Raw genomic sequence first — 13,481 nt, 5'->3', positions numbered from 1 at the left:
GTCGCGACCCGACGAACTCAGTAGCCGGCGAACGCGTCGGTGCGGATCCGCTTCGCCCCGGCACCGCGCAGGGCGCCGCGGACCGAGTCGACGAACGACGGCGACCCGGAGACGTAGCCCACGCGGCGGCCGGCGTCCGGCACCGCGTCCGCGAGCAGCTCGGCGGTCAGTCGGCCTGTGACGTGCGACCACCGTGCGGGCAGGTCGGTCGGCGTCTCCTTCGAGCAGAGCACGACCCGGGCCCCCGACTCCTGCAGCAGGTCGCGGTACGCGACCTCGGCGAGGCTCGGCGCGGCGACCACGACGACGACGTCCCGCCGCGGGCCGTCCGCGAGCGAGCGGAGCTGACTGGCGAACGGGGTGATCCCGATGCCGCCCGCCACAAGCAGCAGCGGCACGGTGGGATCGGCCGGCAGGACGAAGTCACCGCCGACGCTCGTCGCCCGGAGCGAGTCGCCGGGCTCCAGCGCGGCGAGGGCGCGCTTGAAGCTGCTCGCCTTCTCCGGCATCCGCAGGGCGATCGCGATCTCGCCGTCGGACGGAGCGGAGGAGACCGAGAAGGTGCGCCGGCTGCCCCGACTGTCGGCGCGGTGCGGCAGGTCGAGCTCGAGCCACTGGCCCGGCTCGAAGGTCAGCGGCGAGCGGGAGCGGAAGCGGTACTCCGCGATGCCCGGCGCCAGCACGCGGGTCGAGGCGAGCTCGAGCGTGTGCCGCCGACGCTGGCGGAATGCGAAGGCGAACGCGAGGGCGTTGCCGACCACGAGGCCCAGCTCCGGAGTGGCGGAGACGACGCCGATGTGGAAGGGGACGCTCGCCACGAGCGCTGCGACGACCGCGATGATCAGCTGCTGCGAGCGGCGCGGCGCGAGCGTGAGCGGCTCCGTCAGCATGAAGGCGCCGGCGAAGACGAAGGGGTAGGCCGTGAGGACCAGAGCCGCCGCGGCGCCGAGGTCCTGGCCGTTCTGCACCGCCTGCTGCACGGACACCCCGCCGGCGACGACGACGAAGACGGCGAAGACGGCCCAGCGGCGGACCCGCGCGACGATCAGGAGGGAACCCACGACGACGAACGGCCAGATCGCGCCACTGGCGATCCACCAGGCTCCGGCGTTGAGCCCGGTGAAGCCGATGATCAGCACGGCGACCGCGGCCGGATTGAAGAGGTGGCGGCCCCGCCAGGCCAGGACGTACTTGGACGCGGCGGCGATCGCGCCGACGAGCGCGATCACGGCGAGCCCGCGGGGATCGGCCGTCGGGAAGAGGAGGCAGGCGATCAGCAGACCGGTGACGAGCGAGGACTCCAGGTGCGCGCGGCTCCGGAACAGCCTCGCGAGGACCGCGCTGACCAGGGCCGTCGAGGCGACGGCGACGAGCGTCGTGCCGAGGATCTCGAGCGGCGTCGAGAAGATCAGGCCGGCTGCGGCGTAGCCGACGGCGACGAGCAGGAGCGCGGCGAGCGTCATCCAGACCAGCCGGTAGGTGGTGACGCGGCCGAGGGCGCGGTCGAAGGTGCCGATCATCGGAAGACCTCTCCGGGGAAGGAAGGCGAGTAGTGGAGGGTGCCGTCGCTGCGGACGCGGACGAACTCGAAGTCGAAGCGCTCGGCGAGGGTCTCGGGCGGGCAGACGAACAGCGCGGTCGCGAGCCCGTCGGCGACGAGGGCCGTGTCGGCCACCGCCCAGGTAGCGACGATGCTCTCGACCGGAGCTCCGGTCCGCCCGTCGAGGACGTGGTGGAGGCCGCTGCCCCAGGCGCGGCGGTTGCTCGCCGAGCCGCAGAGCGCGCGGTCGCCGGGCACCGCCACGCCCAGTGCGCTGCTCGGGTCCCACGGGTGCTCGAGGCCGACCCGGACGGGTCCGGCTCCGATGCCCCGGAGGTCGCCGCTCGCGTCGACGACGGCGGGCCCGACTCCGTCGAGCTCCTCGAGGACGAGGTCGACGAGCTGGCCCTTGCCCGCGGCGCCGACGTCGACGACGGTCCCGGGCTCGACCCGCAGTCCCGCCGCCCCGCGTCGGGCGGCGGCCCAGGAGGGAGCGGGGACGGCGGGTCCGCGCGGGACGAGGGTGTACGCGGAGTCGTAGCCGAGCTGCTCGAGAGAGCCGCCGACGAAGGGGGTGACCGCCCCGCCGGTCAGCTCGTCGAGCACGTCGTACAGTGCGAAGAGGTCGGCCGCCTCGTCGGGGAAGACGTGCTCGCCTCCGACCCGCAGCTGCGAGACGGCGGAGTCGTCACGGAACCGCGACCAGGTGCGGTCGTACTCCGCGATGCGCGCCTCGACCCGCGAGCGGTGGGAGGGCTCGAGCGGCTCGGCGGTGTCGATCTGCCAGCCGGTGCCGATCGCGTCGAACCGCCACGCGTGCCCGAGGACCGTCGGGGCGTCAGGCCGTGGCATCGGCCTTGATGGTCTCGACGGCGTCGTTGAAGCCGCCGGAGGTGAGGGAGGACCCCGACACCTTGGAGACCTTCAGCTCGTCGAGCTGCTTGCCGACGACCTCGCCCGCGATGCCGCCCGCGAAGCGCGACTGGTACTGCTGGCCGGTGGGGTTCTCCGACTCCGGGGTCACGGTCACGTCGGTGACGACGCCGTCGGCGAGGGTCAGCGAGACGCCCACCTTCTCGTTCCCTCCGGGCGAGGTGTAGGCGCCCTCGGCCTCGTAGGTGCCGTCGGCGTAGCTGCTGCCGCTCGCGGCGGAGGACGCGGCGCCGGTCGCCTCGGGGGCGGAGCTGGTGGCGGTGCTCGGAGCGGTGGTGGTCGCCGCGTCGGCGGCGTCGCTCCCGGTCGTGGTGGTGCTGGAGCAGGCGGCGAGCGCGGCGAGGGTGCCGGCGCCGGCGAGGAGGGTCAGGGCGTAGCGGGCGGGAGTCGTGGTCTTCGCGGTCATGTCTGTTCTCCTGGTCAAGGCGGACGCGGCGGATCCGACGGTAGAGGTGCTCGCTTCGAGCACCCGATGAGGCGGCGGTGCGGAGCCGGTGAGCCGGGCCGCGGGCGTCGCTTCCTCCAGGACAACGGCGGCGGTCCCGGTTCGGTTCAGCGCTCGTCCGACGGGCGTGTCAGCGCAGGAGTGCGGCGACCACTCCGGGCAGGTGCTCCGCGATGTCGAGCGCGGCGATCGGGCCGCCGGCGGAGGCGCTCCGTCCGGCCTCCGCGTGCAGGACGGCGGCCGCGGCGGCCACGGGGGCGAGGTCCTCCGCGGTCAGAGTCGCCCCGGCCGCCTCGGCGTCCGCGGCCCGACCGGCGAGGAGTGCGCCGAGCACGCCGCCGAGGACGTCGCCGCTGCCCGCGGTCGCCAGCCAGGGCGTGGATCCGGAGACCTCGAGCTCGACGCCGCCCGCGACGACGTGGGTGGTGCCGCCCTTGACGAGCACGCAGACTCCGAGGCGGCCCGCCGCCCGGCGCGCCCACTCCCCCGGGGCCTCGGCGATCGTCGCGGCGTCCGCGTCCAGACCCGCTCGGCCGAGCACTCCGGCGAGCTCGCGGTAGTGCGGCGTGATGACGACCGGGCCTGCGGCCTCGTCGATCAGGTCGAGCGCGCCCGCGTCGAGCACCACCGGGACTCCCGAGTGCAGCTGCTCGATCAGGGTGCGCCGCTCCTCGTCGCTGCGGTCCTCGGCGCTGGTGCCGGAGCCGACGAGCCAGGCCTGCACGCGTCCCACCGCGGTCACGACCTCCGGCCGCCGGGCGAGCACCAGTCCCGCGGGCCGCTCCGGTCCGAGGTAGCGGACCATGCCGACTCCCGTCCGCACCGCCGCCTCGACGCCGAGCACCGCCGCTCCCGGGTACCGCTCCGACCCGGTCGCGATCCCCAGCACCCCGCGCGTGTACTTGTCGTCGTCCTCCCGCGGCACCCTGATGCTCCGCGCCGCCTCCGCCGTCCCGACCCGCTCACCCATCCCGCCACCCTACGTCGCCCTGCGGCGGAGCCGCCCGGTGCCGCCGCAGCCGCACTGGTGCCGGCGCAGCGCACTGGTGCCGGCGCAGCCGCACCCCTCTCCCCTTTCTCCAGGGGGGCGCGGGTGCTGGAGGGGGCAGTCGCTGGGCGGAGGAGGAAGCGGTACCGGCGGTACCGCGCCCGACGACAACGCCGCGAACGATCCTCCAGCACCCGCGGGCGCGGGCCGCGGAGGGGTCGGATGCAAGGCGGAGGAGGAAGCGATACCGGCGGTATCGCGCCCGACGACAACGCCGCAGACGGCCCCTCCGCGGCCCGCGCCTAGCGGCGGGTGGCGTCGTCGACTTCGCCGACGAGCTCCTCGATGATGTCCTCGAGGAACAGCACTCCGGTGGCGCGGCCCTGCTCGTCGAACGCCCGGGCGAGGTGGGCGCCGGTGCGCCGCATGATCGCGAGGGCGTCCTCGAGGTCGGTGGCCTCGAAGATCGAGGCGAGCTGGCGGATGCGCTTGGCGGGGACGGGGAGGCGGAACTTGGCGCCCTCCGTGTCGCCGTCGAGGTCGAGGACGTCCTTGAGGTGGATGTAGCCCTCGGGGGTGCCGTCCTCGCCGAGGATCACGTAGCGCGAGAAGCCGTGCTTGGCGACGGCGCGCTCGACGTCGGCGGGAGTCGCTCCGCTGGGGAGGCTGACGATCCCGTCGAGGGGCAGGGCGACGTCGTGGACCTTCTTCTCGGTGAACTCGAACGCGGCGAGGAGGGTCCCGGTCGAGTCGCGGAGCGTGCCCTCGCGGGTGGACTGGTCGACGATCGTCTGCACCTCCTCGAGCGTGAAGGTGCTGTTCGCCTCGTCCTTGGGCTCCACCTTGAAGAGGCGGAGCACTCCGTTCGAGACCGCGTTGAGGGCGACGATGATCGGGCGGAGGACCCGGGCGATGGCGACGAGCGGCGGCGCCAGGAGGAGCACGGCGCGGTCGGGCATCGAGAACGAGATGTTCTTGGGGACCATCTCGCCGAGCACCACGTGCAGGAACGACACGATCAGCAGCGTGATGACGAAGGCGACGGTGCCGGAGAGCTCGTCGGGGATGCCGACGGCGTGCAGCGGCACCTCGAGCAGGTGGTGGATCGCCGGCTCGCTCACGTTGAGGATCAGCAGCGAGCAGACGGTGATGCCCAGCTGCGTGGTCGCGAGCATCAGTGTGGCGTGCTCCATCGCGGCGAGCGCGGTGATCGCGCTGCGGCGTCCGCTCTCCGCGAGGGGCTCGATCTGGGAGCGGCGCGCGGAGATGACTGCGAACTCCGCTCCGACGAAGAAGGCGTTCGCGGCGAGGAGCACCACGAGCCAGGCGATTCCGGCCCAGTCACTCATCGTCGGACTCCTTCCGTCCGCGGTGTCCGCGGGCGACGTCGGCGAGCGGGTCGGGGATCCCGTCGGGATCCGCGTCGGGGTCGGGGGTGAAGCGGAGGCGGTCGATGCGGCGGCCGTCCAGGCGCTCGACGCGCAGCGAGCCGCCCTCGACGTCGACCCGGTCGCCGACGGCGGGGAGGCGGCCGAGCTCGCTCATCACGAACCCGGCGACCGTCTCGTAGGGCCCCTCCTCGGGGATGTGCACGCCGGCGCGGTCGAGGACCTCGTCGGGGCGGAGCATGCCGGGGAAGGTGGTGGAGCCGGGGAGCTTGACCACGTCGGCCCGGGAGCGGTCGTGCTCGTCGGCGACCTCGCCGACCAGCTCCTCGACCAGGTCCTCGAGCGTGGCGACGCCCGCCGTGCCGCCGTACTCGTCGACGACGACCGCGAGCTGGAAGCCGCGTCCGCGCAGCTCGGTGAGCAGCACGTCGAGCTTCATGGTCTCGGGGACGCGGAGCGGCTCGGAGCGCAGCGCCGTGACCGGGACGTCGGACCTCTTGCCGCGGGGCACGGCGACGGCCTGCTTGACGTGCACGACTCCGACGATGTCGTCGATGTCGTCGTCCGTGATCGGGAAGCGCGAGAACCCGGTGGTTCGGGCGAGGTCGAGCACGTCCTGCGCGGTGCTCGCGCGCTCGACCGTCGACAGGCGCAGGCGCGGCGTCATCACGTCGCCCGCGGTGAGGGCGGAGAAGCGGAGGGTGCGCCCGAGCAGGTCGGCCGTGTCCTCCTCGAGCAGTCCGGCGCTGGCGGAGTGGCGCACGAGGCTCGAGAGCTCCTCGGCGCTGCGGGCGCCCGAGAGCTCCTCCTTCGGCTCGATGCCGACCAGGCGCAGCAGGGCGTTCGCGCTGCCGTTCAGCAGGGCGACGGCCGGGCGGAACACCGTCGTGAACGCGGTCTGCAGCGGCACGACGAGCTTCGCGGTCGCCCGCGGCAGAGCGAGGGCGAAGTTCTTGGGGACCAGCTCGCCGAGGATCATCGACAGCAGGGTCGCGATGACGATGGCGACCACCGTCATGACCGGCGCGAGCGCCTCCTCCGGGATGCCGAATCCGCTGAACGGCTCCTGGAGCAGCGTCGAGAGGGCGGGCTCCATCGTGTAGCCGGTGAGCAGCGTCGTGAGGGTGATGCCCAGCTGCGCGCTCGAGAGGTGCGTGGAGGTGACGCGCAGGGCCGCGATGGTCATGCCCAGGCGTGTCTCGCCGCGGTCGCGACGGGCTTCGAGATCGGCCCGGTCGAGGTTCACCAGCGCGAACTCGCTGGCGACGAAGACGCCGGTGCCCAGGGTCAGCAGCAGGCCGACGCCGAGGAGGAGCCACTCAGTTCCCACGGTGGTCGCCCCCGGTCACGAGAGGGTGGTGCGAGGAGAGCCGGACAGTGCGGGCCGGCGGAGCGGCGGCACCGGAGAGTCGAGCGGGAGTCCGAGGAGCACGGCGGCGAGCGGAACGGGCCGGATGCGCAGAGGGAGGGTCGTCCATTGTGGCGCCGAGTCTACCCGCCGCGGAGCGCCGCCGGGCGTGCTCCGATGCCGCGGCTCAGAGCCACTTCTTCCGCTTGAACACCGCGTAGAGCGCGAAGCCGAACAGCACCATCAGGCCCAGCGCCCAGGGGTAGCCGAGGCGCCAGTGCAGCTCCGGCATGTCGTCGAAGTTCATCCCGTAGATGCCGGCCACGAGCGTCGGGGCGAAGAGGATCGCCGCCCACGAGGAGATCTTGCGGACCACGTCGTTCTGGGCGAGCCCGGTCTCGGTCTGCCGGCGCGAGACGAGCGTCGAGTGCACCGTGAGCGCCTTGTCGAGGATCGCGCGCAGGGAGTCGACCGCCTCCGTCACGCGGATGGTGTGGTCGAGCACGTCGCGGAGTGACCGGCGCAGCTCGATCCGCTCCGGCGAGGGCGAGGGCTCCCCCTCCACGGGCGTCGACTCCTGCAGCAGCTCGTGCAGCAGGGCGGTCAGCGGCTGCACCGAGCGCTGGAAGTGGATGACCTCGCGCGAGAGCCGGTAGATGCGCTCCGAGAGCCCGTCGTCCGAGTCGTCGCCGAAGAGCTGGTCCTCGATCTCGTCCACGTCGCCCTGGACGCCGAACACCACCGGCGCGTACTCGTCGACGACCTGGTCGAGGATCGCGTAGAGCACCGCTTCGGGCCCTCGGGCGAGAAGGGCCGGATCCTCCTCCAGGCGGCGGCGCACGCGGGCGAGGTCCGGGGAATCGGCGTGCCGGATGGTGACCACGAAGTCGGGGCCGACGAAGACGTGCAGCTCGCCGAAGACGACCGTCTCGGCGGCGTCCGCGTAGCGCGCCGGCCGCAGCACGACGAAGAGCCCGTCGTCGTAGCGCTCGAGCTTGGCCCGCTGGTGCCCGCTGAGCGCGTCCTCGACGGCGAGCGGGTGCAGCCCGAACTCCTCGGCGACCGCCTCGACCTCCTCGCGCGTCGGGCGGTAGAGGCCGATCCAGGCCATGCCGTGCTCGTCGCGCATCAGCTCGAAGGTGTCCTCGAGCGAGTCGGGGTTCCGGATGCGGCGGCCGTCGACGTACACGGCGTTGTCGACGATGGTCATGGGCTCGGTTCTAGCACGCGGCGCCCGCTCACCAGCTGACCGGCAGCGCCTTGCCCTCCTCGTAGCCCGCGGCCGACTGCAGGCCCACGTGCGCCCGCTCGTGGAAGTCGGCCACGCTCCGGGCGCCGGCGTAGGTGAAGGACGAGCGGACCCCCGAGGTGATCATGTCGAGCAGGTCCTCGACCGAGGGCCGCAACGGGTCGAGGTAGATGGTGGAGGAGGAGATGCCCTCGGCGAAGAGGCGCTTGCGGGCGAGCTCGTAGGCGTCGAGGCGGTCGAAGCGCTCCTGCACCGCCTTGGCCGAGGCCATGCCCCAGCTCTCCTTGTAGACCCGGCCGGCCGCGTCGCTGCGCAGCTCCCCCGGAGCCTCGATCGTGCCGGCGAACCAGGAGCCGATCATCACGGAGGCGGCGCCCGCGGCCAGCGCGAGGGCGACGTCGCGCGGGTAGCGCACACCGCCGTCCGCCCAGACGTGGGCGCCCAGCTCGTGCGCGCGCTCGGCCGTCTCGAGGACGGCCGAGAACTGCGGGCGGCCGACCGCGGTCATCATCCGGGTGGTGCACATCGCGCCGGGGCCGACGCCGACCTTGAGGATGTCCGCTCCCGCGTCGACGAGGTCGTGCACCGCGTCGGCCGTGACGACGTTGCCCGCCGCGATCGGCACTCCGAGATCGAGCGCGGAGACCGTCCGGAGCGCCCGGAGCATCCCCTCCTGGTGGCCGTGCGCGGTGTCGAGGACGAGGACGTCGACGCCCGCGGAGACGAGCGCGCGCGCCTTCGCCTCGACGTCGCCGTTGATGCCGATCGCCGCCGCGACGCGCAGACGCCCGTCCGCGTCGAGCGCCGGGTCGTAGACGGTGGAGCGGAGGGCGCCGGTGCGCGACAGCGTGCCGACCAGGGCGCCGTGGTGCAGCACCGGGGCGAAGTCGAGGTCGGCGGCCACCATGAGGTCGAAGGCGGCCCGCGCGGTGGGCACGTCGTCGGCGTCGATCGAGGGCGTGGCGGAGTGCACCAGGTCGCCCAGACGCGCGTCCGGCAGCGCGGTCGCCAGGCGCGCGGCCGGGACGCAGCCGAGGATCGCGCCGCCCTCCTCCTGCACCACGAAGCCGTGGCCGGCGACGGCCGGCAGGATGCGCAGCGCCTCCTCCACGGTCGTCGCCGGCGAGGCGGTGAGGGCGCCGGAGAAGGCGACCGGCTGGCGCTTCACCCAGCGGATCGCGGCGTCCAGCGCCTGCAGAGGCATGTCCTGCGGGAGGACGCCGAGCCCGCCCCGGCGCGCGAGCGTCGCTGCGAGGCGCTGACCGGTGACCGAGTTCATGTTGGAGGAGACGACGGGGATCGTCGCCCCGGTGCCGTCGCCCGGGGCGAGCGAGACGTCGAGGCGGCTCGTCACCGACGAGCGGCCGGGGACGAGGAAGACGTCCGAGTAGGTGAGGTCGCCTGAGGGTGTTCCGCCGGAGAAACGCATGGGGGAAACGCTACTCCGGCGCGGCCCCGGGTCGGCCGTGCAGGGAACGGGGCTAGGCTTGGCGACCGGGACGGGACCAGGCGACGGCACCGGTTCCCGCTGGTGCGAGGACGACCTCCTCCGCCGCGGTGGCAGGCGCCGAGGGATGCGACGGGCCCGTCCGGATGATCGAGGACGAATCAACGGAGAGAGTGGGCGATCGGCTGTGTCGAGCCAGTTGACCGGAGCAGGAACAGAGCAGGGCGCGGAGGACTTCGGAGCCAACGAGTGGCTCGTGGAGGAGCTGTACGAGCAGTACAGCGCCGACCGCGCCTCGGTGGACGAGTCCTGGTGGCCCATCCTGGAGCGCTACGGCGCCCAGCTCGCGAACTCCGGCAAGGACGCTCCGGCTCCGGCTCCCGCCGCGGCCCCCGCGCCCGCCGCCTCGAAGCCCGCCGCTGCCGCCGAGCGCGTCTCGTCGAGCGGCGGAGGCGCCGTGACCCATCCCGCCGCGGCCTCCTCCTCCGAGTCGACCCCCGCCTCCCGCACCACGTCGAAGCAGCCGAAGGCGCAGCCGATCCCGGCCGACGCTCCGGTGAGCAAGCCCTCCGCCGAGGACTCGACGCCGGACGAGGACGTCGTCACCCCGCTCCGCGGCATGGCGAAGAGCCTCGCGACCAACATGGACGCCAGCCTCAGCATCCCCACCGCGACGAGCGTCCGCACGATCCCGGCGAAGCTGATGATCGACAACCGCATCGTCATCAACAACCACCTGCGCCGCACCCGCGGCGGCAAGGTCTCGTTCACGCACCTGATCGGCTGGGCGCTCATCCGCGCGCTCAAGGACTTCCCGAGCCAGAACGTGTTCTACGACGAGGTCGACGGCAAGCCCGCGGTCGTCGCCCCGGCGCACGTCAACCTCGGCATCGCGATCGACATGCCGAAGCCCGACGGCACGCGCGCCCTGCTCGTGCCGAGCATCAAGCGCGCCGACACGCTCAGCTTCACGGCCTACCTCTCGGCCTACGAGGACCTGGTCAAGCGCGCGCGCGGCAACAAGCTCGTCGCCGGCGACTTCGCGGGCACCACGCTCTCGCTGACGAACCCCGGCGGCATCGGCACGGTCCACTCCGTCCCCCGCCTGATGAAGGGCCAGGGCTGCATCATCGGCGCCGGCGCCCTCGAGTACCCGGCGGAGTTCCAGGGCGCGTCCGAGAAGACGCTGGTCGAGCTGGGCATCGGCAAGACCATCACCCTGACCTCGACCTACGACCACCGCGTCATCCAGGGTGCCGGCTCGGGCGAGTTCCTCAAGATCGTGCACGAGCTCCTGCTCGGCGGCCGCGGGTTCTACGAGGACATCTTCGCCGCGCTGCGCATCCCCTACGACCCGATCCACTGGTCCACGGACATCGCCGTCGACCTCGCCGAGCGCGTCTCCAAGACCGCCCGCGTGCAGGAGCTCATCAACTCGTTCCGCGTCCGCGGGCACCTGATGGCCGACGTCGACCCGCTGGAGTACGTGCAGCGCTCGCACCCCGACCTCGCCATCGAGAGCCACGGCCTCACCTTCTGGGACCTCGACCGCGAGTTCGTCACGGACGGCTTCGGCGGCAAGCGCCAGCTCAAGCTGCGCGACATCCTCGGGATCCTCCGCGACTCGTACTGCCGCACCGTCGGCGTCGAGTACATGCACATCCAGGACCCGGAGCAGCGCGCCTGGATGCAGCAGAAGCTCGAGCGCGGCTACGAGAAGCCGGGCCACGACGAGCAGCTGCGCATCCTGGGCAAGCTCAACGAGGCCGAGGCCTTCGAGACCTTCCTGCAGACCAAGTACGTGGGCCAGAAGCGCTTCTCGCTCGAGGGCGGGGAGTCGCTCATCGCGTTGCTCGACGCCGTCCTGCAGGGCGCGGCCGACGAGCACCTCGACGAGGTGGCGATCGGCATGGCCCACCGCGGCCGCCTGAACGTGCTGACCAACATCGCCGGCAAGACCTACGGTCAGATCTTCCGCGAGTTCGAGGGCACCCAGGACCCGCGCACGGTCCAGGGCTCCGGAGACGTGAAGTACCACCTCGGCACCGAGGGCACCTTCCGCGGTGCTGCGGGCGAGGAGATCCCGGTCTACCTGGCGGCGAACCCCTCGCACCTCGAGGCCGTGAACGGCGTGCTCGAGGGCATCGTCCGCGCCAAGCAGGACCGCAAGCCCATCGGCACCTTCACCACGCTGCCGATCCTCGTGCACGGCGACGCCGCGATGGCGGGTCAGGGCGTGGTGGTCGAGACCCTGCAGATGTCGCAGCTGCGCGCGTACCGCACCGGCGGCACGATCCACATCAACATCAACAACCAGGTCGGGTTCACGACTCCCCCTCACGAGGCCCGCACCTCGATCTACTCGACCGACGGCGCGAAGACGATCCAGGCGCCGATCTTCCACGTGAACGGCGACGACCCCGAGGCGGTCGTCCATGTCGGGCAGCTCGCGTTCGAGTACCGCCAGCGGTTCCACCGCGACGTGGTCATCGACCTGATCTGCTACCGCCGGCGCGGGCACAACGAGGGCGACGACCCCTCGATGACCCAGCCGCTGATGTACAGCCTGATCGAGGCCAAGCGCTCGGTCCGCAAGCTGTACACCGAGGCGCTCGTCGGCCGCGGCGACATCACCGAGGAGGAGTACGACCGCGCCCACCAGGACTTCCAGGACCGCCTGGAGCGCGCGTTCGCCGAGACCCACGCCGCGCAGACCGGCGCGATCCCCGTGATCACCGCCGACGGCGACTCCGTGGCCGACCTCGAGCTGCCCGACGCGCAGCAGGGCGAGGACTACCCGGGCGAGCCCGAGGTGACCGGCGTGAAGACCGAGGTCGTCACCCGCATCGGCGACGCGTTCACGACGCCGCCCGAGGGCTTCACCGTGCACCCCAAGCTCCAGCAGCTGCTGGCGAAGCGCCAGGAGATGAGCCGCTCCGGCTCCATCGACTGGGCCTTCGGCGAGCTGCTCGCGCTCGGCTCGCTGCTGCTCGAGGACACCCCGGTGCGCCTCGTCGGCCAGGACACGCGCCGCGGGACCTTCGTCCAGCGCCACGCTGTCCTCCACGACCGCGAGAACGGCCAGGAGTGGCTGCCGCTGATGAACCTGTCCGAGCAGCAGGCCCGGCTCTGGATCTACGACTCGCTGCTCTCGGAGTACGCGGCGATGGCGTTCGAGTACGGCTACTCGGTGGAGCGGCCCGACTCGCTCGTGCTGTGGGAGGCGCAGTTCGGCGACTTCGCGAACGGCGCCCAGATCGTGATCGACGAGTTCATCTCCTCGGCCGAGCAGAAGTGGGGCCAGCGCTCGTCGCTCGTGCTCCTGCTCCCGCACGGCTACGAGGGCCAGGGCCCCGACCACTCGTCGGCGCGGATCGAGCGCTACCTGCAGATGTGCGCGGAGCGGAACATGACCGTCGCGCGCCCGTCGACGCCGGCGTCCTACTTCCACCTGCTGCGCCGCCAGGCCTACTCCCGGCCCCGCCGCCCGCTGATCGTCTTCACCCCGAAGGCGATGCTGCGCCTGCGCGGAGCCTCGAGCCCGGTCGAGGACTTCACCTCGGGCCGCTTCCAGCCGGTGATCGACGACGCGCGGATCCAGGACGCCTCCGCCGTGAAGCGCGTCCTGCTCCACGCCGGCAAGGTCCACTACGACCTCAAGGCGGAGCTCGAGAAGAAGCCCGACGACGGCATCGCGTTGGTCCGGGTCGAGCAGTACTACCCGGCGCCGATCGAGGAGCTGCGCGGCATCGCCGAGCGCTACCCGGACGCGGAACTCGTCTGGGTGCAGGACGAGCCCGAGAACCAGGGCGCCTGGCCGTTCATGGCCCTCGAGGTCGCTCCGAAGCTGGGCCGGTCCATGCGCGTGGTCTCGCGGCCGTCCGCGGCCTCCCCCGCGGCCGGCTCGGCCAAGCGGCACGCCTCCGAGCAGGCCGACCTGCTGTCGCGGGCGCTCACCCGCTGACCCGCGGTCCGCACGACGCGGTCGGGCCCGTCGGAACCTCGTGTTCCGGCGGGCCCGTCGCGTTGCGGGCGGACCGTGCCTGACCGCAGGCCCGCAGAGACCGGCAGGAGCGCGCGCGACGTGCGGGTGCCGCGGCGCCCGGAGGCCGCCGGACACGACGGAGCCCCGGCCCTTCGAGG

9 protein-coding genes are annotated in these 13,481 nt (G+C 72.7%); 1 reads left to right on the top strand and 8 read right to left on the bottom strand.

All coding sequences use genetic code 11. The features are described 5' to 3' along the window. Positions 1–17: 17 nt before the first annotated feature. From C5C56_RS02860 to C5C56_RS02825, 8 genes are all read right to left on the bottom strand, one after another. Complete coding sequence (locus C5C56_RS02860) at positions 18–1,520, bottom strand: oxidoreductase (protein WP_104225502.1); 1,503 nt, start codon at positions 1,518–1,520, stop codon at positions 18–20. Further along, on the bottom strand, positions 1,517–2,392 hold the full coding sequence (locus C5C56_RS02855) for an FAD:protein FMN transferase (protein WP_104319076.1): 876 nt from the start codon (positions 2,390–2,392) through the stop codon (positions 1,517–1,519). The genes C5C56_RS02860 and C5C56_RS02855 overlap by 4 nt, the downstream gene beginning before the upstream one ends. Further along, positions 2,379–2,879, bottom strand: coding sequence for an FMN-binding protein (locus C5C56_RS02850; protein WP_104224453.1), 501 nt, complete (start codon positions 2,877–2,879; stop codon positions 2,379–2,381). The genes C5C56_RS02855 and C5C56_RS02850 overlap by 14 nt, the downstream gene beginning before the upstream one ends. 169 nt (positions 2,880–3,048) lie before the next feature. Beyond that, positions 3,049–3,888 carry an ADP/ATP-dependent (S)-NAD(P)H-hydrate dehydratase gene (locus tag C5C56_RS02845; RefSeq protein WP_104319075.1) on the bottom strand — a complete coding sequence of 280 codons (840 nt, stop codon included), beginning with the start codon at positions 3,886–3,888 and terminating at the stop codon, positions 3,049–3,051. 320 nt (positions 3,889–4,208) lie between these two features. Next, the gene (locus tag C5C56_RS02840) at positions 4,209–5,255 is read right to left on the bottom strand and encodes a hemolysin family protein (protein ID WP_104224111.1); all 1,047 of its coding nucleotides are present in this window, start codon (positions 5,253–5,255) and stop codon (positions 4,209–4,211) included. Next, on the bottom strand, positions 5,248–6,624 hold the full coding sequence (locus tag C5C56_RS02835; RefSeq protein WP_104224112.1) for a hemolysin family protein: 1,377 nt from the start codon (positions 6,622–6,624) through the stop codon (positions 5,248–5,250). Before C5C56_RS02835 ends, C5C56_RS02840 begins: the two co-directional genes overlap by 8 nt. 205 nt (positions 6,625–6,829) lie before the next feature. Next, positions 6,830–7,852, bottom strand: coding sequence for a magnesium/cobalt transporter CorA (corA, locus tag C5C56_RS02830; RefSeq protein ID WP_104224113.1), 1,023 nt, complete (start codon positions 7,850–7,852; stop codon positions 6,830–6,832). A gap of 28 nt (positions 7,853–7,880) precedes the next feature. Continuing rightward, complete coding sequence (locus C5C56_RS02825; RefSeq protein WP_104246650.1) at positions 7,881–9,320, bottom strand: GuaB1 family IMP dehydrogenase-related protein; 1,440 nt, start codon at positions 9,318–9,320, stop codon at positions 7,881–7,883. A 205-nt stretch (positions 9,321–9,525) separates the two neighbouring features. On the opposite strand from C5C56_RS02825, the gene C5C56_RS02820 reads away from it, so the two are divergent. Then, complete coding sequence (locus C5C56_RS02820) at positions 9,526–13,302, top strand: multifunctional oxoglutarate decarboxylase/oxoglutarate dehydrogenase thiamine pyrophosphate-binding subunit/dihydrolipoyllysine-residue succinyltransferase subunit (RefSeq protein ID WP_181068290.1); 3,777 nt, start codon at positions 9,526–9,528, stop codon at positions 13,300–13,302. Positions 13,303–13,481 lie beyond the last annotated feature (179 nt).

The sequence above is a fragment of the Rathayibacter sp. AY1D1 genome (assembly GCF_002932635.1).
GTDB lineage: Bacteria > Actinomycetota > Actinomycetes > Actinomycetales > Microbacteriaceae > Rathayibacter.
The sequence above is the reverse complement of the archived record's forward strand: the minus strand, read 5'-3'. Positions and strand labels throughout refer to the sequence as shown.